Below are 25370 nucleotides of genomic sequence, written 5' to 3'. Positions count from 1 at the left end.
ATTTTAAGTTATCACTAACTCCTACTGTCTTAGGTAAAATAATACATTAACCAATATAACTGGTTTCATGTGTTATGTCAATATTTATTTGAGGCGGAAAGCAATACTTTCAACCTCAAAATATTTTATGTTAATAATTATAGTTTAAAGCCTGATGTGTCAACTTTAACTCCAGGACCCATTGTTGTTGTTACAGCAACAGATTTGAAGTAAGTACCTTTAGCTGATGCAGGTTTTAATTTAGTTAAAACGTCTTGTAAAGTTCTGAAGTTTTCAACTAATTTTTCAGTATCAAATGATGTTTTACCAATTGATGCATGAACGATACCTGATTTTTCAGCACGGTATTCAACTTTACCAGCTTTAATTTCTTCAACTGCTTTAGTAACATCCATAGTTACTGTTCCAGTTTTAGGGTTTGGCATTAAACCTTTAGGTCCTAATACGCGACCAAGTTTACCAACTTCGCCCATCATGTCTGGTGTAGCTACTACTACGTCGAAGTCAAACCAACCTTGTTGGATTTTTTCTACGTATTCGCCTTCACCAACGAAATCAGCACCTGCTGCTTCTGCTTCAGCTGCTTTTTCGCCTTTTGCGAATACTAATACACTTTGTGATTTACCAGTACCGTTTGGAAGTACTACTGCTCCACGGATTTGTTGATCATTTTTACGTGTATCAATACCTAAACGGAATGCTACTTCAACTGATGCGTCAAAGTTAGCAATGTTTGTTTCTTTAGCTAATGCAATCGCTTCTTCAACACTGTAGTGTTTTTCACGATCGATTTTGCTAGCTACTTCTTGATATCTTTTGCTTTTTTTAGCCATTTCATGTTCCTCCTTCAGTGGTTTTAGCGGAATTCCCTCCCACATTTACTTGTTTTCACAAGTTAAGAGCAGATAACAGAGAGGTTTAATAATAAATGACATTTATTCCTCATATTACGACAATATTGAATGCTGTCATCATGTTTGTCTTTTCTGTCATCTGCTTCTATCGTCAATCTATGTTTTCATTACTCATTTTAATTATTGAACTGTAATACCCATACTACGAGCAGTACCTTCGATAATACGTATAGCTGCTTCTTCGTCTGCAGCGTTTAAATCTTGCATTTTTTGGTTTGCAATTTCACGTACTTGATCTTTAGTTACTGTTGCTACTTTGTTTTTATTAGGTTCGCCTGAGCCTTTTTCAACGCCAGCAGCTTTTTTAAGTAGTACTGGAGCCGGTGGTGTTTTTGTAATAAATGTAAATGAACGATCTTCATAAACACTAATTTCTACCGGTATGATTAAACCTACGTCTTCTTGTGTACGTGCGTTGAATTCCTTACAGAATCCCATAATATTCACACCTGCTTGACCTAATGCCGGACCAACTGGTGGTGCTGGATTTGCTTTACCTGCAGGAATTTGTAATTTAACTACTTTTTCTACTTTTTTAGCCACGATGTGCACCTCCTTGATATCGTGATGTGGTCACAGGACTCAGTTTTGTCCTCCCACTCTTCTACATTTCGTGACGAAATGAACGCTCTATGAGCGCGACCACAGTATTATACCATTAACCCGTTTGATTACGCAATGGTAAAGTGTAACTTTTTTAAAGAAGACCTTATCAATTTCATTGATTAGGTCTTCTTATGCATGAGCTTCAGCTCAGGTAATCCTTTTACTAGACCTTATCACTTTAGTGATTAGATGTTGTTATGCATGAGCTCCAGCTCAGGTAATCCTTTTACTAAACCTTATCACTTTAGTGATTAGGTCTTCTTATGCATGTAAAGTGGCTCTTCTCGCTTTAGCGGGATTAGTGCCACTTATGCAAGTGCCTTAGCACTTGTAATCATTTATAGTTTTTCAACTTGATCAAATTCTACTTCTACTGGTGTTTCTCTACCAAACATGTCTACAAGAACAGTAAGTTTGAATTTATCAGCCTCAATTTCTTGAACTTCACCAACTTGATTAGCAAATGGACCTGATTTAACTCTCACTTGTTCACCTAAATCCAATTGAACATCAATTGTCTTCTCTTTCATGCCCATTTGTTTAAGAATGAAACGTGCTTCATCTGGAAGTAATGGGTTAGGTTTAGATCCAGAACCAGCTGAACCAACAAATCCTGTTACACCAGGTGTATTTCTCACGATATACCATGATTCATCAGTCATCACTAATTCAACTAATACATAACCAGGGAATGTTTTTTTAGTTAATGTTTTGGCTTTACCATCTTTAACTTGTGTTTCTTCCTCTTCCGGTATAACAACTCTGAATATTTTTTCTGTCATATTCATAGATTCAACACGTTTTTCTAAATTCTTTTTAACTTTATTCTCATAACCAGAATAAGTATGCACAGCATACCAACGCTTTGCGTCAACTTCTTCAGACATGTCGTCACTCCTATCTATTTAATTAACTCTATAATTCTACCAATTCCTAAGTCTAAGGCATAGAAGAACACTAAGAAAAATACTACTGTAGCTACAACAATGACTGTGTACTTAAATAATTCTTCTTTCGTCGGCCAACTTGTCTTTTCCATTTCTGACTTTACGCCTTGGAAGAAATTTTCTTTTTTAGCCATTAACAAGACCTCCGTATTATTTCGTTATTCCTTATTTGCTTATTCCATACAACAAATCAAGCAAATACAATACTCTCAACTTAGTTGAAAAGATATATTCACTCAACTGATCACTTAATATGTCATCTTATTATTTTGATTCCTTGTGCATCGTATGTGCATTACATCTCGGACAATATTTTTTTAATGTCATTCTAGATGTAAGGTTACTTTGTTTCGGAACATTATAATTTCTACTGCCGCAGACTTCACAATTCAGTGGTACTTTTTTCATTAGACTTCACCTTACTCATTATAATACCAATCTACTATACAGAACTTCTGAGTCAATTGTCAATTATCAACAATCCACTCAACCATGCTATTTTCGTGATAGTGGCACGACATACAGCTTGGTTTCAATACATATTTTCATTTTTCCAAACAACGTCTTATCTTTATTTTACAACGATGTATGGCATTGTAAACTACTTTGGTGTTTAAATTTAAAATTTGTGCAATTTCCTGTGGTTTATAGTCTATTAAAATATAACTTATAATGCGTTGTTCTAAATCGGTTAGCCTTTTCAAGCACTGTTTTAATTGCGAAGATATTTCCCGTGCAATGATGTATCTGTCTATAGGTTGTTCAGATTTCGAATTATTATAAGCAACTATAAATTCATTCACAAGCATTTCTTGACGCCGTCGTGTATACATTTTTTTGCGTATATAATCATTTCTCACATTTTTTATAACGCAATTGACATAATGTTCTAAAGGTGTAGCTTCTGTAAAATCAAAACGGCTTAACGCACCATACAATTTCAAAAGTACTTCTTGGCACAAATCTTCTTTGTCACTCGGATGAACTGAAAAATGATTTAATCTTTTATTAATCAATGGTGTGATTTCATCAATAATTTGTTCTACATCAGTTTCACTTTGTAATCGATGCTTCGAATAGGTTGTACATTCATTGCTGTGAATTCTATCAAACATGTCCGTTATCCTTTCCTTAAAGTAAGGATAGGATACAGAGTTTGCTATAAAAAAATCAAGCGTACAAAATAGTTATTTGCGATTATCTCCACGTCTTAATTTTTCAAATTCTTTAAGAATTTCATGAGAGAGCTCGATTCGTGTTCGTGGCTTTTGCTCGTTGAAGCCATCGAGCTCTTTAGATACAGAAACTTCATTCTCCCTTAAGTCTCTCCACATCTCTCTTGAAGAAATACGAAAAGCTCCCGCACCGAATATTGCATGTTGTTCGCTCATATCACTCGTAACAACCGTAATATGTCTTGTGTGTTTCTCATATAAATCATAGACGTAACGTTCTATATAGCTGTCTGCCGTTTCTTTTTCTTTTGTGAATATCGTTTTAACCCCGTGGTACATATATTCTGAAGGTGGGCCGGATTGTTCATAAGCATCAAAAACGCAGACGACTTCATCAGCTATTACAGCATTGTAATTCGCTATAGCTGTAAGTAATTGATCGCGTGCTTCCTCGAGATTGTCCTTTGCTATACGACTTAAGTCCTGCGATTGTCCTATCATATTATAACCATCAATGATTAAATAACGATCCTTCATCTCTTATCTCCAATCTGATGACGTTTGCGGTAAACCTCATACATCATCAGACTTGCTGCTACAGACGCATTCAAACTATTAACATGACCGACCATAGGAATATTTATATAGAAGTCACATTTATCTTTTACTAAACGGCTCATACCTTGTCCTTCGCTTCCAATCACAATCGCTAAAGGCATAGCTGCATCCATTTCTCTATAATCCGTTGAATTCTCCGCTTCAGTACCAACAACCCAATAACCATTGTCTTTTAAAGCATCAATCGTATTCGCTAAGTTCGTCACACGAATCACAGGTATGTGCTCTATTGCACCTGTAGAGGCTTTAGCTACCGTTTGTGTTAATGCAACTGAACGTCTCTTAGGAATGATAACTGCATCCACACCTGAGGCATCAGCCGTTCTTAAAATCGATCCTAAATTATGTGGGTCTTCTAAACCATCTAGTATAAGTACTGTAGATAATTTGTCTTGTGCTTTTTGCTTAACCAAAAATTCGTCAAAATCTGCATATTCATATGGTGCAATATATGCTGCAATCCCTTGATGAGGTGACTCTGACAATCCGTCTATTTTAGATTTCGGCACTGTTTGTACAATGATTTTTTGACTATTTGCCTTTTTTAAAATTTCATTTATTTGACCTTTTTTGATAGTATCTTGAATTAAAATCTTATTAATTGTATGTCCTGAGACAATCGCTTCTTTTACTGCATGGCGACCGACTATAACTATCTCTTCCACAGTACCACTACCTTTCATCTACATTTTTTACGATACATTCTAACAATGATGTTAAACGTTCATGTTCTTTTTCCAGGTATAAAAAGCCAATGATGGCTTCTAATCCTGAACTTTTACGATACGTTTGTATATCTGTATTCTTCGCTTTTGTATAACTTTTAGCATTTCTACCGCGACGAACAATATCTTGTTCACTTTCAGTAAACCAATTGTTTTCCATTAAAAACTCAAGTGTTTCTGCCTGACTCTTAGCAGATACATAGCGTTTTGCTTCTTGGTGTAACCGGTTAGGTTTAGCTTTCAATTTCAACACGATATATGCTCTTACGTGTTGATCTAAAACAGCATCGCCCATATATGCCAACGTCAAAGGATTCAATAATTTATTATCCATATTAGCCACGTTTAAATCTCACACCCTGCGCAGTATCTTCTAAAATAATATTTTGTGCTTTTAAGTCATCACGAATTTCGTCTGCACGCGCAAAGTCTTTATTTTGTCTCGCCTTGTTTCTTTCTTCTATTAACGCTTCGACTTGTTCATCTAAAAGCATGTCGCTCTCTTTACTTTTAAGTGGCACACCTAGCACGTCGCTGAAAACTTTATATACTTCTTTAAAACGTTCAATTACTGTTGTAGAAGTTGTGTTTTCTAAGATGTATTTATTAGCTAGTTTTGCTAAATCATACCAAGCAGTAATTGCATTAGCTGTATTAAAATCATCATTCATGACTGTTTCAAATTGTTTTAAAATATCATCAATTGCTTCTATATATGCAGATTGATCGTCAATATTTGTCGCAATCGCTTCACGTTCTTCAATCGCTTGGTAGCTGTTACGCACACGCTCTAACCCACTCTTAGCTGCTTCAACAAGTTCAACATTATAATTAATCGGGCTTCTATAATGTACACTAATCATGAAGAAACGTAATACATCAGGGTCAATTTGTTTTATAATATCGTGAACAAGCACGAAATTGCCTAAGGATTTACTCATTTTTTCATTATCAATATTGATAAATCCATTATGCATCCAATAGTTAGCGAAAGGCGCATGGTTATGTGCTTCTGATTGTGCAATTTCATTCTCATGGTGAGGGAATTGTAAATCTGTGCCACCTGCGTGAATATCAATTGTTGCCCCTAGTTCATGATATGCCATTACAGAACATTCAATATGCCAACCTGGTCTACCTTTACCAAATGGACTATCCCAGCTTATTTCTTCTGGTTTCGCTTGTTTCCATAATGTGAAATCCAATGCATCTTCTTTTTGTTCACCTTGTTCTATGCGAGCGCCTACTTTCAAATCATTCAATGATTGATGACTTAATTTACCGTAGTCTTCAAATTTACGTGTTCTAAAGTATACATCGCCGCCACTTTCATAAGCATTGCCTTGATTTACAAGTTCTTTAATAAACTTAATAATATCGTCCATATGGTTCATAACACGTGGATTAGATGTTGCTTTTTTAACGTTTAGCGCACCTACATCTTCGTAAAAGGCATCGATATAACGATCCGCTATCGTTTCTACAGATTCGCCTAATTCTTTAGAACGCTTGATTAATTTATCGTCAACGTCAGTAAAGTTCGACACATATACGACTTCGTATCCTTGATATTCGAAATATCTTCTTACCACATCGTAATTAATTGCAGGTCTTGCATTACCAATATGAATATAATTATATACTGTTGGTCCACAAACGTACATTTTAACCTTGCCTGGTTCAATAGGCTCAAACGTCTCTTTCTGACGTGTTAACGTATTATATAATGTAATCATCTTGTATCTCTCCATTTCTTGTTTTCTCAAGTTGTTTCTCTAATTCTTTTAATTGTTCATAAACAGGATCTGGTAAGTTACGGTGGTCGAACGTTTTACCAGTACGTCTACCATCTTGCTTAACAATATGACCTGGTATACCTACGACTGTTGAATAACTTGGTACAGAATTTAATACAACTGAGTTTGCTCCTATGTTCACATTTGAATCAATTTTAATATCGCCTAGTACTTTAGCACCTGCAGCTATTAATACATTATCCCCTATATCAGGGTGACGTTTACCTCGTTCTTTACCAGTACCACCCAATGTAACGCCTTGATAAATCGTGACATTATTTCCTATATTACATGTTTCACCAATGACGACACCCATACCGTGGTCAATAAATAAACGTTTGCCTATTTTAGCTCCTGGATGTATTTCAATACCTGTAAAAAAACGCGCAACTTGCGAAATCAATCTTGCTAATATATATTTCTTCTTTTTATATAGTTCATGCGCAATCAAATGACTCCATACTGCATGTAAGCCAGCATAAGAAGTGACAACTTCCAATGTAGTACGTGCGGCTGGGTCTTGTTCAAACACCATGTTCACATCATCTTTTATTCTTTTCAATATCTTAAACAAGGTTGCTACCTCCTTATTAAAAAAGCACCTCTAACTGACTTGTTAGAGGTGCTTTGCACGGTTCCACTCTTATTTTTAAATATAAGTTGATTATCTTAACCATAAGTAGGGTTAAAAATATAAAAGCAACTTATCTTCACTCATTAAAGTTTATTTAGTTCATTAACACAAAGGTGCATTCAGCAATTTCAGTGGTGTGCTCACAGCAACCGCACACTCTCTTTACACATTTCATCGCTTACTAATCCTCTGGCTATTTCAATTTTAATAATAGGTGGTTCGATGTAATTTTTCAAGTATTTCCACCTTGAGACAATATCATCGCACGCAACCTTTTTTATTTAACGTATTTTTTTAAACGTAATAACACTTTTTCTTTACCTAATACTTCAATTGTATTTGGTAATTCTGGTCCATGCATTTGGCCTGTTACGGCAACACGAATTGGCATGAATAGTTGTTTACCTTTAATACCAGTTTCTTTTTGAACTTCTTTGATTGTTTTTTTAATTTCTGCCGCTTCAAATGGTTCAAGTGCTTCTAATTTACCATATAAGTGGTTCATTAGTTCTGGTACTTGTTCACCTTCGATGATTTCTTGTTCATCGTCACCTAAAATTTGTTCGTCACGGAAGAATAGCTCAGATAAAGGAACGATTTCTCCGGCATAACTCATTTCTTTTTGATAAAGTGCAACAAGTTTACGACCCCATTCCAAATCTGCTTCGCTTGGATTTTCAGGAAGTAATTCTGCTTTGATAAGATGCGGTAAAGCTAATTCGAATACTGTTTCAGTATCTTTTTGTTTCATATATTGGTTATTCACCCATGCTAATTTTTGCTTGTCGAAAAATGCAGGTGATTTAGATAAACGTTTTTCATCGAAGATTTTAATAAATTCTTCTTTAGAATAAACTTCTTCTTCACCTTCTGGCGACCAACCTAACAATGTAATAAAGTTAAATAATGCTTCTGGTAAATAACCTAAATCACGATATTGTTCGATGAATTGTAGGATTTGTCCGTCGCGTTTACTTAATTTTTTACGTTCTTCGTTAACAATAAGTGACATATGCGCGAATCTAGGCGCTTCCCAACCAAACGTTTCATAAATCATTAATTGTTTTGGTGTATTAGAAATATGATCATCGCCGCGAATAACATCTGAAATTTCCATATAGTGATCATCAATAGCTACTGCAAAATTGTACGTAGGTACACCATCTTTTTTAACAATAACCCAGTCACCCATATTATCTGAATCAAATGAAATTTCACCTTTAACCATATCTTCAAAAGTGAACGTCGTGTCTTGAGGAACACGGAAACGAATAGCAGGTTGACGACCTTCTGCTTCGAATTGTTGACGTTCTTCTTCAGTTAAGTGTGCATGTTTTCCACCATAACGCGGCATCTCTCCACGTTTAATTTGTTGTTCACGTTCAGCTTCAAGTTCCTCTTCAGTCATATAACATTTATACGCTTTGTCTTCATCTAATAATTGCTGAATAAGCGGATTATAGATTTCGCCACGTTCTGATTGGCGATAAGGACCATAACCTTTATCTTTATCGACAGATTCATCCCAATCGATACCTAACCATTTTAAATTATCAAATTGTGAAGATTCGCCATCAGTTAGATTACGTTTACTGTCCGTATCTTCTATACGAATTACAAAATCTCCATCATAATGTTTAGCAAATAAATAGTTGAATAATGCAGTTCTTGCATTACCGATATGCAAATAACCTGTTGGACTTGGGGCATATCTAACTCTTACACGATCACTCATTATGTTCACTCCCGTTTTTAATATTAATTAGTAATGTTTTTTGCGTTTTATGTTTTATCACTTGTTACACTCACACATACACACATCAAAAAAGCTGAACGTGTATCGACTTAACTTTATGTCGTTAACAATAATAATGACGCTCAGCCATTAATAAGTTTGTTATTCTACGCTTATTAATAATACCATAGCTTATAATTTTTAAAAGTATCACTATCCAAAAAACTGTGTACTTTCACACACTTGTAATTCCTTTATAGTAATACAATTTCGCTATCTATTGTAGCACTTTAACGCTTAATATGAAATCACAGTGCTTAAATTCAAAATGATGAGTACACAAATTTTATAAAAATAATATTCAAATATCAAAAAAGGTTTCATGTGAAACTGTAACAATTTTAGCTACATTTCCATATAAAACCTTTAGCAATTTATTTAATTAATCTTTTTTGCAAAAATAATTCTTCCTGATGATGTTTGTAATAAACTGATTACTTCTAAATCAATATATTCACCGATATGTTTTTTGGCATTATCTACAACGACCATTGTGCCATCATCTAAGTATCCGACTGCTTGTCCTGATTCTTTACCCATTTTAGTAAGCAATAAGTTAAAACGGTCACCTTGATGTACTGAAGGTTTAATCGCTTCGGATAAATCATTAACATTTAGCGCATGAATACCCTGTACATGGCATACTTTATTGAGGTTGAAATCTGTAGTAATAATATGTGCTCTATAGTGTTGTGCTAACTTAATTAACATTGCATCAATATCACTATGAGACTTCGTCGGATGTATAATACGCGTTGGATGATCAGTATCATATAGTGAATTCAAAATATCTAATCCTCGTTGGCCCTTTTCACGTTTCACACTGTCGTTTGCATCAGCAACAACTTGTAACTCATTGATGACGCCTTGAGGTATGAGTATTTCACCATCTATAAAACCACACTCTATAATATCTAAAATGCGACCATCTATGATTGCGCTTGTATCAATAATTTTTGGTACTGCGTTACGTGCGTTGATAGACATCGAGCGTGCCATATTTTCCGGGAAGAACAATAACATTTCATCACGTTTGCGTAAGCCAAATTGAAAACCGAAATAACCTAAAATAATTGTAACAATGATTGGCACAAAATGGTTCAACACATTATTACCTATTATTTGAAAAATAAATGATATCATAACAGAAATAACTAAACCTATCATCAGTCCAATTGTAGCAAACAAAATTTCTACAGCACTTTGACGCATTATTGTTTGTTCTAATTCTTTCAACGTTAATGTTGCTTTTTTAATAAACCAACCAAAAATTAAAAAGAAAATAACAATACCAAGAAGTCCATTAAAATAATTATTCGTTAATAACATATACTTACTTAATCCAGTATCCACAGCAATTTCTGGAATAAGATATACGCCTAAACTAGCGCCTAAAATAATATAACACAAAATAACAATGATTCTTATTACGTTCAAGTTCTAACACCCCTTTCTCTAGAAAGTTATACAGATTAAATATTTTTTATCTGTATATTTTTGGAATTTAATTTAATGTTTTGTCAAAGCATATTTTAAGGCTTCATGAACACTTTTCACACCAATGACTTTAATATCACTAGGGAATTGCCATCCACCAATATTGGATTCTGGGATGATAATACGTTTAAATCCGAGTTTCTCTGCTTCCTGCACACGTTGTTCTATACGAGATACGCGTCTCACCTCTCCAGTCAGACCAACTTCTCCAATAAAGCAATCTAAACCATCTACCGTTAGATCTTTAAAGCTTGAAGCAGTTGCCACAATGATACCTAAATCAACAGCAGGTTCCGTTAATCTTACACCACCTGCAACTTTAATATACGCATCTTGTTGTTGAAGTAAATAATTTTCTTTTTTCTCCAATACTGCCATCAACAAACTCAAACGGTTGTGATCAATACCCGTTGCCATCCGTCTAGGATTATTAAAAGTAGTTGGCGTAACAAGGGCTTGAACCTCTATAAGTAATGGTCTCGTGCCTTCCATTGTAGAGACGATAGTCGAGCCGGGCACATTTGTCGAACGTTCCTCTAAAAACATCTCGGATGGGTTTTTAACACCTTTCAATCCGCTTTGTTTCATTTCAAAAATACCCATTTCATTTGTAGAACCAAAACGGTTTTTCACCGCTCTCAAAATACGATATGCATGGTGTTCGTCACCTTCGAAATAAAGTACTGTATCTACCATATGTTCTAGTAAACGTGGGCCTGCGATTTGTCCTTCTTTCGTTACATGTCCCACGATAAATGTTGCAATATTCATTTGTTTAGCGATATTCATTAAGCTTTGTGTACTTTCTCTTACTTGAGACACTGAGCCTGGTGCTGAACTAATTTCCGGATGAAATATCGTTTGAATTGAGTCAACTACAAGTAAATCAGGTTTTAATTGTTTGACTGTCTCGTGGATAACTTCTAAATCAGTTTCTGCAAATACATTGAGTTCGCTTGAATCTTCATCCAATCTTTCAGCTCTTAGCTTAGTTTGATTTAATGATTCTTCCCCTGTTATGTATAAGACATTATGTGATTGTGATAGTGCCGCACATATTTGTAATAGTAATGTTGATTTTCCTATACCAGGATCTCCACCAATCAATACGAGAGAACCATTGACGATACCTCCACCGAGCACACGATTAAACTCCTCTGACTTGGTTGTAACACGTGGTGTCGTCTCTTGTTTAATTTCGTTTAACTTCTGTACTTTTGAAACATTGTCGCGGTCACGGCTGCGCACGCCATGTTTTGGACTTGCCGCCTTTTGCTCAACAATTTCTTCCATTTGGTTCCAGCCACCACAATTCGGGCATTTACCCATCCATTTTGCGGACTGATAGCCACATGCCATACATTCAAAAACAACTTTCTTCTTGGCCACGATTGCACCTCCATCTTTCATTGAACAAATCTATTTTATACCTCAACCTGTTTAAAAACAAATTTTAATCTTATTTAACTTACTACAACCTTTACGGTTGGTTTTTTTTACACTTGCGTATAATCATACTTTGATCTAGCTGCGTTTATATAAAAGTTGTTTTTATAAAATACCATGCATAGATATATACTGCCAATAATATTATAAATTTATCGAATAAAAATGACATCCTAGTTTTTTAAAGGATGCTTTAAATTTTCTATTATTAAACAAAAAGCACCTCTCAAAGGCGAACGAGCACATTTGAGAGGCACTATAATCTATAAAAACTCACTTGTAGTGATTAACTTATGATTCTGTTGTTTCTTTATCTTTCTTTTTTTCTTTTCTATCTTGAATATTATATTTATATTCTTTACCGTCATGATCAATTTCGACTTTTTTACCTTCAATTTGGTTACCGTCTAAAATTAATTCACTTAAATTATCTTCTACTGTTTTTTGAATTGCACGAATTAATGGTCTAGCACCATACTCTGGATCGTAGCCTTCTTCAGCAATTTTTTCTTTTGCCGCATCTGTAACTTCAATATTGATATCTTGTTCAGATAAACGATTTGTTAGTTTGTTAATCATCATTGTTACAATTTCTTTCAATTCTTCTTTAGAAAGTTTGTGGAATACAATAATGTCGTCAACACGGTTTAAGAATTCTGGACGGAAAGCATTTTTCAATTCTTTCATCATTGTGCTACGAATTGTTTCGTAATCTTGGCCTTCTGATGCGCCACCGAAACCTGCAAAGCGTTGATCTTGTAATTCTTGCGCACCAACGTTTGATGTCATAATAATTACTGTATTACGGAAATCTACACGACGTCCTTTTGTATCAGTAAGATGTCCATCATCAAGCACTTGTAATAAGATGTTAAATACATCTGGGTGTGCTTTTTCAATTTCATCAAATAAGATAACAGAATAAGGTTTACGTCTTACTTTTTCAGTCAATTGCCCACCATCATCATGACCTACATAACCTGGAGGCGCACCAACTAGACGACTGACTGCATGTTTTTCCATAAATTCACTCATATCCACACGAATCATTGCGTCATCTTCACCAAACATAGACTCTGCTAAAGCACGAGCTAATTCAGTTTTACCTACACCTGTAGGACCTAAGAAGATAAAGCTACCGATAGGACGTTTAGGATCTTTCAATCCAGCTCTCGCACGTCTAACCGCTTTACTGATAGACGTTACAGCAGCTTTTTGTCCAATCACTCTGTTATGAAGTGTATCTTCTAAGTTTAATAAACGGTCTGATTCAGTTTCATTAATTTTCGTTAATGGAATTCCAGTCCAGCCAGCGATAACTTCTCCGATATCTTCTTCTGATAAAGCAGTATTGTCGCCATTTTGCGCGTTCTTCCAATTATTATTAGCTTCTTCATATTGTTTTTCTAATTTCGTTTGTTTATCACGAAGATTTGCTGCATTTTCGAATTCTTGTGAGTGTACCGCAGCATCTTTTTCATTTTTAACTTGCTCAATTTCTTGTTCTAATTCTTTCAAGTTCGGTGGTGTGGTATGACTTCTAAGTCTAACTTTAGAACTTGCTTCATCGATTAAGTCGATTGCTTTATCAGGTAAGAAACGATCTGAAATATAACGGTGACTTAAAGTAGCAGCTGAGATTACCGCTTCATCTGAAATATTAATACGGTGATGCGCTTCATAACGATCACGTAATCCTTTTAAGATTTCAATCGTATCTTCAACTGTTGGTTCATCAACTTGAACTGGTTGGAAACGACGTTCAAGTGCTGCATCTTTTTCAATGTTTTTACGATATTCATCTAATGTCGTTGCACCGATACATTGTAGTTCTCCTCGTGCAAGTGCAGGTTTCAAGATGTTTGATGCGTCAATAGCACCTTCAGCACCGCCTGCGCCTACTAATGTGTGTAATTCATCAATGAATAGTATAACGTCACCTGCTTGATGAATTTCTTCCATTACTTTTTTCAAACGCTCTTCAAATTCGCCTCGATATTTCGTACCAGCTACAACTGTTCCCATATCAAGTGACATTACGCGTTTATTTTTAAGCGTTTCAGGTACTTCATTTTTAATAATCGCTTGAGCTAAGCCTTCTGCAATTGCAGTTTTACCAACACCTGGTTCACCAATGAGTACTGGGTTATTTTTAGTACGACGACTTAAAACTTCAATTACTCTTGTAATTTCTTTGTCTCTACCAATAACTGGGTCTAGTGTGCCATCTTTTGCAATAACTGTTAAGTCACGTGCAAGGCTATCTAAAGTTGGTGTGTTATTAGATTTATTAGCTTGTGCATTTTTATTACTTAACTCTGGACTACCTAATGCTTTAACAACCTGTGCACGTGCTTTAGTTATATTTAAGTCTAAGTTTGCAAACACACGTGCTGCTACACCTTCATTTTCTCTAATTAAACCAAGTAAAATGTGTTCTGTTCCCACAAAATTATGGTGTAATTTTCTCGCTTCATCCATTGATAATTCAATGACTTTTTTCGCACGAGGTGTATAGTGTAAAGCGCCCATCTGTTCTTGACCATGGCCGATTAATTTTTCTACTTCTTCTACTACTTTTTCTTCAGTAATTTCAAATGATTCTAATACTTTAGCTGCAATACCTTCAGGTTCTTTCATCAAACCTAAAAGTAAATGTTCTGTTCCAATATTTGAATGATTTAAGCGAATTGCTTCTTCTTGAGCATGTGCTAATACACGCTGTGCACGTTCTGTCAGTCTACCAAATAGCATAGCATGACCTCCTAATTTATATGTTCTCTTAATATATCTGCTCTTTTTTCATTTACTACTCTGTCATCTTCATCATCTAATAAGAATGGCGATTGTATTGCTACCATTAACTCATTAAATTTGAAGTTTTCTAGTTCAATATAGCCTAAATCAATACCGAGTTTCACTTCACTTAATCTCAGTGATGCTTCCTCCATAGATATCAGTCTACTATATTTTAATATTCCTAACGAACGATATACTCGATCCAATGTTTCGATGTGATTGTGACGGTTCATACGTTCGCGAATTTGCATTTCTTCATTAATGATTTGTTGTACAACTTCAGTTAAACTTTCAATGATTTCTTCTTCCGTTTTTCCCAAAGTCAGTTGATTTGAAATTTGATAAATATGACCATAAACTTGCGAACTTTCACCAAATATTCCTCTTATCGTAAAACCAAATCTGTTAATCGTTTGAGCGATGCGATTCATACGCTTCATAATTGTTAAACCTGGTAAATGTAGCATCACGCTCGCACGCATGCCAGTACCAATATTTGTCGGACAAGTTGTTAAATAACCTAAGGTTTCATCAAAACTTACATCCAACTCACTATCAAGTGTATCATCTATAGTAGAAGCATTCTCGTACAATGTTTGCAGTGATAAATCATTTCCCATAGCTTGAATTCGAATATGATCCTCTTCATTCACCATGATACTCAATGATTCATCATCATTTAATAACACTGCTGAGGCAGGTTGTCTGATTAATTCAGGACTTATGAGATGTTTCGCAACGAGTTTATATTTGCTTTGCTGATCCATAGTATCTAAGCGCTGCATAAACAAGTCGGGAAGCGCATCCTGTACTTCATTAATCACTCTATAACCATCCTGCTCTGACGGAAACATTAATGGATGGACATGATTTTCTAAGTTTCTAGCCAATCGGATTCTTGAAGACATCACGACAGGACTTTCTTCTTTATCGCGCATCCACTCACTCATGTATGCACTAATATCATTATCACTCATCATGTTTCACCTCGCCATCGTCTTTCAATGCTTTAATTTCGTCACGAACAATTGCAGCTTCTTCAAAATTCTGATCTTCAATAAGCTGATTTAAATATGAATTTTTTTCTTCAATTTGTTTTTTAAGCGCTAATTTTCTATGCGAAGATCGAGGTGTTTTTCCTGTGTGTTCAATTTGACCACCTTGCACACGACGCACAATGTCGACAATGTCATCTTTAAAAGTTGCATAGCAGTTTGCACAACCAAATTTCCCAACATGTGCAATATCTTTTAACGTCATATGACAACTAGGACATCTTTTTTCTTCTTTAAAAGCAATTTCATCAAAATCAATACCATGTTTAGCTGCTAAGTGCTGTAAGATTTGTTTCACAACAAATGCACCTTCAATATCATCTTGGGATTGTAGCTGTTGGTTTTGTGTCCAAGGATTGCCACCCTGAGCACATGTCGAACAAACCCATTTTTCATTTACACCATCTTGTCCTTTTACTGCTAATTTAACTTCTGCTTCGTTTAAATGACAATTTTCGCATAGCACGACTAAACACCTCGCTTTAGTAATAATTTATTACAGGTAATAAACGTTTGATAATATTAGCCCGTATAATATCTCTCGATAATACATCCATTTTTAGTGTTTCTCTATCAATGACAGCATAGATCATTTTTGCTTCACGTTCATTGATATATTTTTTATCTAATAAACCATCTATGATGTAATACGCTTGTTGCTGAGAAATAGATGGTCCTATTAATTGAAGTAAGTGATTAATGTAACCTGTTTCGTCTTTATTTTCAATTTTGGTGATTCGGATGTACCCACCACCACCTCTTTTACTTTCAATCTCATAACCATGTTCATTTGTAAAACGTGTTTTAATTACATAATTCAGTTGAGAAGGCACGCAGTCAAAGCGCTGTGCAATATTTGCACGTTGAAGTTCTACAACGTCTTTATTGGTGTCTTCAAATAATTTTTTAATGTACTGTTCTATGATGTCAGACATATTGTGCATGATTATCACCTCTTTTGACCTTCTTTGACTATATTATATGACCAACTTTGACCTTTTTCAACCAATATGATTAAAAAATATTAGTTTATGGATGTAAGTGCTACCAGTTTTATTGTATTATAGATATTAAGAAAAAAATAAAAGGGATGAAAAAATATGCATATTATTATCGGTTTAATTGGGATTGTAGTATTTATTGGGTTAGCCTTTCTTTTCAGTTCCGACAGAAAAAATATTCGTTGGCAATATGTTGGCTTACTACTTGTAATACAACTTGTCATGGCATTTATTTTGTTAAAAACAAAATTTGGGATTACAGTCATTGGTGGTATTTCAGTAGGCTTTAATTACTTATTAGCACAAGCTGCAGAAGGTGTGAACTTTGTATTTGGTGGCATTCAATACATAGATCCAGAAAATCCGCCTTTCTTCTTTAACGTATTATTACCAATTGTTTTCATATCAGCATTAATTGGTATCTTACAATATACACGTATTTTACCTGTAATTATTAATGTCTTAGGTTTAGTAATATCTAAAATTAATGGTATGGGTCGTTTAGAATCATATAACGCTGTTGCAGCAGCAATTTTGGGACAATCAGAAGTTTTTATTTCATTAAAAAAAGAACTTGCTCACATTCCAAAACAACGTCTTTATACATTAACTGCTTCAGCAATGTCTACCGTTTCCGCATCAATTATTGGAGCTTACTTCACATTAATTGAACCACGCTTTGTTGTTACGGCAGTTGTCTTAAATCTCTTCGGCGGTTTCATTATTGCTTCTATCATCAACCCTTACAAAGTTGATCCAAAAGAAGATAAATTAATAGTTGAAGAAAGTGAAACAGGCAAACAATCCTTCTTCGAAATGTTAGGGGAATACATTTTAGATGGGTTTAAAGTAGCAATCATTGTTGGGGCAATGTTAATTGGTTATATCGCTATTATCGCTTTACTAAATGGCGTAGTTAGTGCGATTTTCACTGGTATTTCAGGTGGTAGCATTACTTGGGACTTCCAAACACTAATCGGTTTCGTATTTGCGCCATTCGCATTCTTAGTTGGTGTGCCATGGCATGAAGCTGTACAAGCTGGTTCTATTATGGCAACGAAATTATTATCAAATGAATTTGTTGCAATGGAAAGTCTAAGTAAAGTTAAAGACATGAGTGAACACGCGAAAGGCGTTATCTCAGTATTCGTAGTATCATTCGCAAACTTTAGCTCTATCGGTATTATCTCTGGCGCAATCAAATCGCTTAACAACGAAAAAGGCGATGTAGTAGCACGATTTGGTCTAAAATTATTATTCGGTGCTACATTAGTTTCATTTATTTCTGCAGCCATTGCAGGATTCTTTATTTAAAAATTAATATTTAAAAGAGCGACAAGGTATCAATACCTTATCGCTCTTTTTTTATACTTTTTCAGTTACGGTCGGTTTAACAATTGATTCAATGAAATATTGTGTGACTCTGTAATCATCTGTTAATTCAGGATGAAATGAAACGCCTAAATAACATCCTTGTTGAACAGCTACAATTTTATCACCCACTGTACTAAGTACACTCGCTTCCCCATGCACACTTTCTATATGAGGTGCTCTAATAAATACGCCTTCAATATCTTTAGCAATTCCTTTCACATCTAACTCGCTTTCAAAGCTATCAACTTGTCGGCCAAAAGAATTTCTTTGAACAGTGATATTCAGTTTATCTAAATAACCTGCTTCGCCAACAATGTTCGTTGCTAAGATAATTAAGCCAGCACAAGTACCAAACATAGGTAATGTGGATTGTTGCAAAGCATCTTTGAATCCATAAAGATTCATTAAGCGACGTAACGTAGTAGATTCTCCGCCTGGTATGATTAATCCATCAATGTCATCCAACTGTTCGACACGCTTAACTGCTACGCCTTCATGACCACTTAGTGCAATATGACGTATATGTTCTCTCACTGCGCCTTGTAAGGCTAAAACACCAATTTTCATATTACCATCCACGCTCTTGCATACGATCTTCTAATGACAACTCATTGATATCTAAACCTTTCATTGCTGTGCCTAATTCTTTAGCTAGACGTCCAATTAGTTCGTAGTCTTGGTAATGTGTAGTTGCTTGTACAATTGCTTTAGCAAATTTTTCTGGATCTTCTGATTTAAAAATACCTGATCCAACAAACACGCCATCTGCACCTAATTCCATCATTAAAGCAGCATCTTGAGGCGTTGCTACCCCACCAGCTGCAAAATTAACTACTGGTAATTTACCATTTTCTTTAATAGATTTTAAAATTTCATATGGTGCACCAATATTTTTAGCCTCAGTCATAATCTCATCGTCATGCATAACTGTTAAACGACTCACTTCTGAATTGACCTGGCGCATATGTCTTACTGCTTCTACGATATTTCCAGTACCTGGCTCACCTTTAGTACGTAACATTGCAGCACCTTCACCAATACGACGTGCAGCTTCACCTAAATTACGGCAACCACATACAAATGGTACAGTGAATGTATCTTTACGTAGATGAAACTCTTCATCAGCTGGTGTTAATACTTCGGATTCATCGATATAGTCAACACCCATAGATTCTAATACACGAGCTTCAGTTATATGACCAATGCGGCCTTTTGCCATAACTGGTATAGAGACAGCATCCATAACCTCTTCTACAATTTTAGGGTTAGCCATTCGTGCAACACCACCTGCAGCTCTAATATCAGAAGGCACGCGTTCTAATGCCATTACTGCAACAGCGCCGGCATCCTCAGCTATCTTAGCTTGTTCTGCGTTTACAACGTCCATAATGACGCCACCTTTTTGCATTTCCGCCATTCCTCTTTTAACTCTTTCAGATCCAATTACTTTAGACATATTTATTTAACCCCTTTGCTTAGTTGATTAAATTCATTTTAAAAGATAAACTGGTATTTAAAAAGGGACAATTCTAGATTAATTTAGGAGGTCAGTTGAAATGACGAAAGAGCATTTATACATCAATCTGTACGAGAATTTAAAAAAACAAATCATTGAAGGCCAATATAAATCAGGCGATAAATTTCCTTCTAAACGAGCGTTAGGGCAACATTTATCTGTAAGTAATACAACAATCGAACACGCTTATCAAATTCTATCGGATGAGGGGTACATATACGCCAAACCACGATCAGGTTATTTTGTATCCGATGTCGAAACCTTACCAATTATTACTAGAGATTTACACACATCAAACACAAATTACGAACAAAATAATAATAATCAGACTCAACAAACATATGAATTTGCCTTCAATTTATCAGAAATAGATGCAGAATATTTTCCTATGCAGCAATTTAGAAAATATGCGCGCGATACTTTTGAAGATGGTCAATTGAACTTACTGCAACATACAAATCCCAAAGGAGAATGGACACTGCGCCAAGAAATAGCGCATTACTTATTTAATAGTAGAGGCGTAGCGTGTCATCCAGAACAAATTATTATTGGTTCTTCTACAGAACAACTTATTAATTTATTAACTGACATTTTGAATAAAGGACGCTTTTTAATTGAAAATCCGAGCTATCCACCAATCAAACAAGTTTTAGACAAAAAACAAATTACTTATCTCCAAGTACCTGTGAATAATACAGGAATTGAGCTAGAATATTTCAATGAATCTCATAATAATATCGCTTATGTTACACCTTCTCATCAATTTCCTACTGGCTATGTGATGAATTTAAAAAAGCGTACCCAACTTATTCACTGGGCACAGCAATTTGAAAATAGATACATTATTGAAGATGATTATGATTCGGAATTCCGTTACTTTGGAAAGCCTATTCCTGCATTACAAAGTTTAGATACAAAAGATAAAGTTATATATATTAGTACATTCTCAAAATCTTTATTCCCAAGTTGCAGAGTTGCTTACCTAGTATTACCTAAAAAACTGTTAAAATTATACAACTCACTAGAAAATAAAGAAGGTAATACAGTACCCGCACATATACAAAAAATGGTGGCAAGTTTTATGCAGTCAGGTAGTTTTGAGAGACATTTAAATAAAATGAGAAACGTTTATAGAGACAAACTTAAGTTTATATTAGATGCACTCAAACCCTATCAAGAACAATTAGAAATTGATGGTGCGTTAGCAGGCATGCACTTTACACTAACTGTAAAAAATGGTTTAACTATGAAACAATGTTTAAAAAATGCTGAAGAAAATAATTTGAAAATCATTCCTTTTAGTAAATATGATAAGTCACAACAATCTGTAAAATTTATTTTAGGTTTTGGTGGAATACCTTTTTCACAACTAGAGGACCACACCAATGCACTGATTCGTTCATTGACAATTTAAATAATAACTAATATCTAAAAGCATTACTTTCTTGCCTGCAAGATTAGTAGTGCTTATGCAAGTAAAGTGTCACTTTTAATTTATAAAGAACCACTTTTTCGCTTGCGAAATTAGTAGTTCTTATACAAGAGCACCAGCTCTTGTAATCCTTAAATTATAACCATCTCTATTGGACCATTCTCACTTTTTTGCGCACAAAAAAGAGACCTCTCGGTCTCGGGCTCATCGCATCTATAATACTGCCTGTAAAGCCTCACTTCTCAATTTATTGAGATTAGTGGGCCTTACACATGAGCTAAAACTCATGCGTCTCTTTCCCTACTCTTGCGGAATGTAAGTCGGCTACCTTCGGCGCTAAGAAGCTTTAAAGCACTACTTTCTTGTCTGCAAGATTAGTAGTGCTTATGCAAGAGCTTCAGCTCTTGTATACATTTAATATTCACTTTATTCCTTACTCACTTACCGCTTGTAAGCTCGTTGCGTCTTTCACTCAGTTCGTCAGCTTCTAAAGAACTACTTCTCAAAATCATTGGGATTAGTAGTTCTTACACATGAGCTTCAGCTTATGTGGTCATGTCTTAAACCAGTTGTTTTTGGAAGTTAAGCTTCTTTTGCGCATAAAAAAAGAGACCTCTCGGTCTCGGGCTCATCGCATCCTATAATGCTGCCTGGCAACGTCCTACTCTTGCGGAACGTAAGTCCGACTACCATCGGCGCTAAGGAGCTTAACTACTGTGTTCGGCATGGGAACAGGTGTGACCTCCTTGCCATTGTCACCAGACAATGAACTGTATAAAAAATTATACATTCAAAACTAGATAGTAAGTAAAATTTGATAATGCCAAACAAAACACTTTTTAAATTTGATTAAGTCTTCGATCGATTAGTATTCGTCAGCTCCACATATCGCTATGCTTCCACCTCGAACCTATTAACCTCATCATCTTTGAGGGATCTTATAACCGAAGTTGGGAAATCTCATCTTGAGGGGGGCTTCATGCTTAGATGCTTTCAGCACTTATCCCGTCCATACATAGCTACCCAGCGATGCCGTTGGCACGACAACTGGTACACCAGAGGTATGTCCATCCCGGTCCTCTCGTACTAAGGACAGCTCCTCTCAAATTTCCTGCGCCCACGACGGATAGGGACCGAACTGTCTCACGACGTTCTGAACCCAGCTCGCGTACCGCTTTAATGGGCGAACAGCCCAACCCTTGGGACCGACTACAGCCCCAGGATGCGATGAGCCGACATCGAGGTGCCAAACCTCCCCGTCGATGTGAACTCTTGGGGGAGATAAGCCTGTTATCCCCGGGGTAGCTTTTATCCGTTGAGCGATGGCCCTTCCATGCGGAACCACCGGATCACTAAGTCCGTCTTTCGACCCTGCTCGACTTGTAAGTCTCGCAGTCAAGCTTCCTTATGCCTTTACACTCTATGAATGATTTCCAACCATTCTGAGGAAACCTTTGAGCGCCTCCGTTACTCTTTAGGAGGCGACCGCCCCAGTCAAACTGTCCATCTGACACTGTCTCCCACCATGATAAATGGTGCGGGTTAGAAATCCAACACAGCAAGGGTAGTATCCCACCAACGCCTCGACGTAAGCTGGCGCTCACGTTTCAAAGGCTCCTACCTATCCTGTACAAGTTGTACCGAATTTCAATATCAGACTACAGTAAAGCTCCACGGGGTCTTTCCGTCCTGTCGCGGGTAACCTGCATCTTCACAGGTACTATGATTTCACCGAGTCTCTCGTTGAGACAGTGCCCAAATCGTTACGCCTTTCGTGCGGGTCGGAACTTACCCGACAAGGAATTTCGCTACCTTAGGACCGTTATAGTTACGGCCGCCGTTTACTGGGGCTTCGATTCGTAGCTTCGCCGAAGCTAACCACTCCTCTTAACCTTCCAGCACCGGGCAGGCGTCAGCCCCTATACATCACCTTACGGTTTAGCAGAGACCTGTGTTTTTGATAAACAGTCGCTTGGGCCTATTCACTGCGGCTCTCCTGGGCGTTAACCCTAAAGAGCACCCCTTCTCCCGAAGTTACGGGGTCATTTTGCCGAGTTCCTTAACGAGAGTTCGCTCGCTCACCTTAGAATTCTCATCTTGACTACCTGTGTCGGTTTGCGGTACGGGCACCAAAATTCTAGCTAGAGGCTTTTCTTGGCAGTGTGAAATCAACGACTCGAGGAAACAATTTCCTCTCCCCATCACAACTTGACCTTAAGAGTGCCGGATTTGCCTAACACTCAGTCTCATTGCTTGGACGTACAATCCAATAGTACGCTTCGCCTATCCTACTGCGTCCCCCCATCGCTTAAAACGAAATTTGGTGGTACAGGAATATCAACCTGTTATCCATCGCCTACGCCTATCGGCCTCAGCTTAGGACCCGACTAACCCAGAGCGGACGAGCCTTCCTCTGGAAACCTTAGTCAATCGGTGGACGGGATTCTCACCCGTCTTTCGCTACTCACACCGGCATTCTCACTTCTAAGCGCTCCACATGTCCTTGCGATCATGCTTCAACGCCCTTAGAACGCTCTCCTACCACTGTCCTTACGGACAATCCACAGCTTCGGTAATATGTTTAGCCCCGGTACATTTTCGGCGCAGTGTCACTCGACTAGTGAGCTATTACGCACTCTTTAAATGATGGCTGCTTCTAAGCCAACATACTAGTTGTCTGGGCAACGCCACATCCTTTTCCACTTAACATATATTTTGGGACCTTAGCTGGTGGTCTGGGCTGTTTCCCTTTCGAACACGGACCTTATCACCCGCGTTCTAACTCCTAAGATAAAATTGATTGGCATTCGGAGTTTGTCTGAATTCGGTAACCCGATAAGGGCCCCTCGTCCAAACAGTGCTCTACCTCCAATAATCATTACTTAAGGCTAGCCCTAAAGCTATTTCGGAGAGAACCAGCTATCTCCAGGTTCGATTGGAATTTCTCCGCTACCCACAACTCATCCGCTCACTTTTCAACGTAAGTCGGTTCGGCCCTCCATTCAGTGTTACCTGAACTTCAGCCTGGTCATGGGTAGATCACCTGGTTTCGGGTCTACGACCAAATACTCAACGCCCTATTCAGACTCGCTTTCGCTACGGCTCCACATTAACTGCTTAACCTTGCATCAAATCGTAACTCGCCGGTTCATTCTACAAAAGGCACGCCATCACCCATTAACGGGCTCTGACTACTTGTAAGCACACGGTTTCAAGTTCTATTTCACTCCCCTTCCGGGGTACTTTTCACCTTTCCCTCACGGTACTGGTTCACTATCGGTCACTAGAGAGTATTTAGCCTTGGGAGATGGTCCTCCCGGATTCCGACGGAATTTCTCGTGTTCCGTCGTACTCAGGATCCACTCAAGAGTGAACAAACTTTCGACTACAGGATTATTACCTTCTTTGATTCATCTTTCCAGATGATTCGTCTAATTTGTTCTTTTGTAACTCCGTATAGAGTGTCCTACAACCCCAACAAGCAAGCTCGTTGGTTTGGGCTCTTCCCGTTTCGCTCGCCGCTACTCAGGGAATCGATTTTTCTTTCTCTTCCTGCGGGTACTAAGATGTTTCAGTTCCCCGCGTCTGCCTTCAGATATGCTATGTATTCACATATCGATAACACGACATAACTCGTGTTGGGTTTCCCCATTCGGAAATCTCTGGATCAAAGCTTACTTACAGCTCCCCAAAGCATATCGTCGTTAGTAACGTCCTTCGTAGGCTTCTAGTGCCAAGGCATCCACCGTGCGCCCTTAATAACTTAATCTTTTCGACCTTCAACACGAAAAAAATCGGTTGAAAACCTAAAATGTTATTAATCTGTGAGTGTTCTTTCGAACACTAGCGATTATTTCTATTTTTTTGAATTCAAGCTTTTTAAAACTCTAATTCACTCGGTTTTGCTTGGTAAAATCATAAATTTTACTTACATATCTAGTTTTCAATGTACAAAATAACGCAATGAATACTCGTAATGAGCATTCAAAACTGAATGCAATATGTCAATGTCATTCCTCTTCATCTTCTCAAGGAAGATG

The 25370-nt window shown here is 36.7% G+C and carries 22 protein-coding genes, 2 rRNA genes and 1 other annotated feature (1 of these 25 running past the window's edge); of the genes, 2 read left to right on the top strand and 22 right to left on the bottom strand.

Going from position 1 to position 25370, the window contains the following annotated elements; all coding sequences use genetic code 11:
* Positions 1–52: a sequence feature (ribosomal protein L10 leader region), on the bottom strand (it extends 96 nt beyond the left edge of the window).
* Between the two features lie 85 nt (positions 53–137).
* The 18 genes from rplA to AST02_RS10435 all read right to left on the bottom strand — a co-directional run bounded on the left by rplA (position 138) and on the right by AST02_RS10435 (position 16951).
* Positions 138–833: a 50S ribosomal protein L1 gene (rplA, locus tag AST02_RS10515; RefSeq protein ID WP_069817721.1), complete on the bottom strand. Its 696-nt coding sequence runs from the start codon at positions 831–833 to the stop codon at positions 138–140.
* A 201-nt stretch (positions 834–1034) separates the two neighbouring features.
* Entirely contained in the window at positions 1035–1457 is a 423-nt protein-coding gene (gene rplK / locus AST02_RS10510) for a 50S ribosomal protein L11 (RefSeq protein WP_069817720.1), read from the bottom strand.
* 401 nt (positions 1458–1858) lie between these two features.
* Positions 1859–2407 carry a transcription termination/antitermination protein NusG gene (gene nusG / locus AST02_RS10505; protein WP_002508575.1) on the bottom strand — a complete coding sequence of 183 codons (549 nt, stop codon included), beginning with the start codon at positions 2405–2407 and terminating at the stop codon, positions 1859–1861.
* A gap of 14 nt (positions 2408–2421) precedes the next feature.
* Entirely contained in the window at positions 2422–2601 is a 180-nt protein-coding gene (secE, locus tag AST02_RS10500; protein ID WP_002484168.1) for a preprotein translocase subunit SecE, read from the bottom strand.
* A 130-nt stretch (positions 2602–2731) separates the two neighbouring features.
* Entirely contained in the window at positions 2732–2875 is a 144-nt protein-coding gene (rpmG, locus tag AST02_RS14130; RefSeq protein WP_081289077.1) for a 50S ribosomal protein L33, read from the bottom strand.
* Positions 2876–3012: 137 nt separating this feature from the next.
* Positions 3013–3582 carry a sigma-70 family RNA polymerase sigma factor gene (locus AST02_RS10495; protein ID WP_069817719.1) on the bottom strand — a complete coding sequence of 190 codons (570 nt, stop codon included), beginning with the start codon at positions 3580–3582 and terminating at the stop codon, positions 3013–3015.
* Positions 3583–3654: 72 nt separating this feature from the next.
* Positions 3655–4179 (bottom strand): NYN domain-containing protein, encoded by a 525-nt coding sequence (locus AST02_RS10490; protein WP_069817718.1) that lies wholly within the window; start codon positions 4177–4179, stop codon positions 3655–3657.
* The gene (gene rlmB, locus AST02_RS10485) at positions 4176–4925 is read right to left on the bottom strand and encodes a 23S rRNA (guanosine(2251)-2'-O)-methyltransferase RlmB (protein ID WP_069817717.1); all 750 of its coding nucleotides are present in this window, start codon (positions 4923–4925) and stop codon (positions 4176–4178) included. Before rlmB ends, AST02_RS10490 begins: the two co-directional genes overlap by 4 nt.
* Before the next feature lie 7 nt (positions 4926–4932).
* The gene (locus AST02_RS10480; RefSeq protein ID WP_069817716.1) at positions 4933–5319 is read right to left on the bottom strand and encodes a Mini-ribonuclease 3; all 387 of its coding nucleotides are present in this window, start codon (positions 5317–5319) and stop codon (positions 4933–4935) included.
* 1 nt (position 5320) lies between these two features.
* On the bottom strand, positions 5321–6721 hold the full coding sequence (cysS, locus tag AST02_RS10475; RefSeq protein WP_069817715.1) for a cysteine--tRNA ligase: 1401 nt from the start codon (positions 6719–6721) through the stop codon (positions 5321–5323).
* A complete protein-coding gene (gene cysE / locus AST02_RS10470; RefSeq protein ID WP_069817764.1) occupies positions 6705–7346 on the bottom strand; it encodes a serine O-acetyltransferase in 642 nt (213 codons plus the stop codon). The genes cysS and cysE overlap by 17 nt, the downstream gene beginning before the upstream one ends.
* Before the next feature lie 346 nt (positions 7347–7692).
* Positions 7693–9150: a glutamate--tRNA ligase gene (gene gltX, locus AST02_RS10465; RefSeq protein WP_069817714.1), complete on the bottom strand. Its 1458-nt coding sequence runs from the start codon at positions 9148–9150 to the stop codon at positions 7693–7695.
* Positions 9151–9588: 438 nt separating this feature from the next.
* Positions 9589–10647: a PIN/TRAM domain-containing protein gene (locus AST02_RS10460; RefSeq protein WP_069817713.1), complete on the bottom strand. Its 1059-nt coding sequence runs from the start codon at positions 10645–10647 to the stop codon at positions 9589–9591.
* A 72-nt stretch (positions 10648–10719) separates the two neighbouring features.
* Positions 10720–12096, bottom strand: coding sequence for a DNA repair protein RadA (gene radA / locus AST02_RS10455; protein ID WP_069817712.1), 1377 nt, complete (start codon positions 12094–12096; stop codon positions 10720–10722).
* 348 nt (positions 12097–12444) lie between these two features.
* Positions 12445–14907, bottom strand: a complete 2463-nt coding sequence (locus tag AST02_RS10450) for an ATP-dependent Clp protease ATP-binding subunit (RefSeq protein ID WP_069817711.1) — start codon at positions 14905–14907, stop codon at positions 12445–12447.
* 11 nt (positions 14908–14918) lie between these two features.
* On the bottom strand, positions 14919–15929 hold the full coding sequence (locus tag AST02_RS10445) for a protein arginine kinase (protein WP_021339720.1): 1011 nt from the start codon (positions 15927–15929) through the stop codon (positions 14919–14921).
* Positions 15922–16473 carry a UvrB/UvrC motif-containing protein gene (locus AST02_RS10440; RefSeq protein WP_069817710.1) on the bottom strand — a complete coding sequence of 184 codons (552 nt, stop codon included), beginning with the start codon at positions 16471–16473 and terminating at the stop codon, positions 15922–15924. Before AST02_RS10440 ends, AST02_RS10445 begins: the two co-directional genes overlap by 8 nt.
* 16 nt (positions 16474–16489) lie before the next feature.
* On the bottom strand, positions 16490–16951 hold the full coding sequence (locus AST02_RS10435; protein ID WP_002508589.1) for a CtsR family transcriptional regulator: 462 nt from the start codon (positions 16949–16951) through the stop codon (positions 16490–16492).
* 156 nt (positions 16952–17107) lie between these two features.
* Here AST02_RS10435 and AST02_RS10430 point away from each other — a divergent pair, with 156 nt between their 5' ends.
* Positions 17108–18322, top strand: coding sequence for a NupC/NupG family nucleoside CNT transporter (locus AST02_RS10430; RefSeq protein WP_069817709.1), 1215 nt, complete (start codon positions 17108–17110; stop codon positions 18320–18322).
* A gap of 51 nt (positions 18323–18373) precedes the next feature.
* Here AST02_RS10430 and pdxT read toward each other — a convergent pair whose 3' ends face one another.
* Both pdxT and pdxS read right to left on the bottom strand, forming a co-directional pair.
* The gene (pdxT, locus tag AST02_RS10425) at positions 18374–18949 is read right to left on the bottom strand and encodes a pyridoxal 5'-phosphate synthase glutaminase subunit PdxT (RefSeq protein ID WP_069817708.1); all 576 of its coding nucleotides are present in this window, start codon (positions 18947–18949) and stop codon (positions 18374–18376) included.
* Between the two features lies 1 nt (position 18950).
* Complete coding sequence (gene pdxS, locus AST02_RS10420) at positions 18951–19838, bottom strand: pyridoxal 5'-phosphate synthase lyase subunit PdxS (RefSeq protein WP_069817707.1); 888 nt, start codon at positions 19836–19838, stop codon at positions 18951–18953.
* 100 nt (positions 19839–19938) lie between these two features.
* On the opposite strand from pdxS, the gene pdxR reads away from it, so the two are divergent.
* The gene (pdxR, locus tag AST02_RS10415; RefSeq protein WP_069817706.1) at positions 19939–21312 is read left to right on the top strand and encodes a MocR-like pyridoxine biosynthesis transcription factor PdxR; all 1374 of its coding nucleotides are present in this window, start codon (positions 19939–19941) and stop codon (positions 21310–21312) included.
* A 666-nt stretch (positions 21313–21978) separates the two neighbouring features.
* Here pdxR and rrf read toward each other — a convergent pair.
* Both rrf and AST02_RS10405 read right to left on the bottom strand, forming a co-directional pair.
* Positions 21979–22093: ribosomal RNA gene (rrf, locus tag AST02_RS10410) — 5S ribosomal RNA — on the bottom strand.
* A gap of 82 nt (positions 22094–22175) precedes the next feature.
* Positions 22176–25099: ribosomal RNA gene (locus AST02_RS10405) — 23S ribosomal RNA — on the bottom strand.
* Positions 25100–25370: the final 271 nt, after the last annotated feature.

The sequence above is a fragment of the Staphylococcus equorum genome (assembly GCF_001747895.1).
Lineage (GTDB): Bacteria > Bacillota > Bacilli > Staphylococcales > Staphylococcaceae > Staphylococcus > Staphylococcus equorum_A.
Note: the sequence above shows the minus strand (reverse complement) of the source record. Positions and strands in the feature narration are given on the sequence as shown.

Excerpts from the sequence above, each read along its gene's own strand:
- gltX (WP_069817714.1), bottom strand. The coding sequence starts at position 9,150 with ATGAGTGATCGTGTAAGAGTTAGATATGCCCCAAGTCCAACAGGTTAT.
- pdxS (WP_069817707.1), bottom strand. The coding sequence starts at position 19,838 with ATGTCTAAAGTAATTGGATCTGAAAGAGTTAAAAGAGGAATGGCGGAA.
- AST02_RS10435 (WP_002508589.1), bottom strand. The coding sequence starts at position 16,951 with ATGCACAATATGTCTGACATCATAGAACAGTACATTAAAAAATTATTT.
- AST02_RS10480 (WP_069817716.1), bottom strand. The coding sequence starts at position 5,319 with ATGGATAATAAATTATTGAATCCTTTGACGTTGGCATATATGGGCGAT.
- AST02_RS10445 (WP_021339720.1), bottom strand. The coding sequence starts at position 15,929 with ATGAGTGATAATGATATTAGTGCATACATGAGTGAGTGGATGCGCGAT.
- AST02_RS10490 (WP_069817718.1), bottom strand. The coding sequence starts at position 4,179 with ATGAAGGATCGTTATTTAATCATTGATGGTTATAATATGATAGGACAA.
- AST02_RS10430 (WP_069817709.1), top strand. The coding sequence starts at position 17,108 with ATGCATATTATTATCGGTTTAATTGGGATTGTAGTATTTATTGGGTTA.
- cysS (WP_069817715.1), bottom strand. The coding sequence starts at position 6,721 with ATGATTACATTATATAATACGTTAACACGTCAGAAAGAGACGTTTGAG.
- secE (WP_002484168.1), bottom strand. The coding sequence starts at position 2,601 with ATGGCTAAAAAAGAAAATTTCTTCCAAGGCGTAAAGTCAGAAATGGAA.
- rpmG (WP_081289077.1), bottom strand. The coding sequence starts at position 2,875 with ATGAAAAAAGTACCACTGAATTGTGAAGTCTGCGGCAGTAGAAATTAT.
- rplA (WP_069817721.1), bottom strand. The coding sequence starts at position 833 with ATGGCTAAAAAAAGCAAAAGATATCAAGAAGTAGCTAGCAAAATCGAT.
- AST02_RS10495 (WP_069817719.1), bottom strand. The coding sequence starts at position 3,582 with ATGTTTGATAGAATTCACAGCAATGAATGTACAACCTATTCGAAGCAT.
- pdxR (WP_069817706.1), top strand. The coding sequence starts at position 19,939 with ATGACGAAAGAGCATTTATACATCAATCTGTACGAGAATTTAAAAAAA.
- AST02_RS10450 (WP_069817711.1), bottom strand. The coding sequence starts at position 14,907 with ATGCTATTTGGTAGACTGACAGAACGTGCACAGCGTGTATTAGCACAT.
- pdxT (WP_069817708.1), bottom strand. The coding sequence starts at position 18,949 with ATGAAAATTGGTGTTTTAGCCTTACAAGGCGCAGTGAGAGAACATATA.
- nusG (WP_002508575.1), bottom strand. The coding sequence starts at position 2,407 with ATGTCTGAAGAAGTTGACGCAAAGCGTTGGTATGCTGTGCATACTTAT.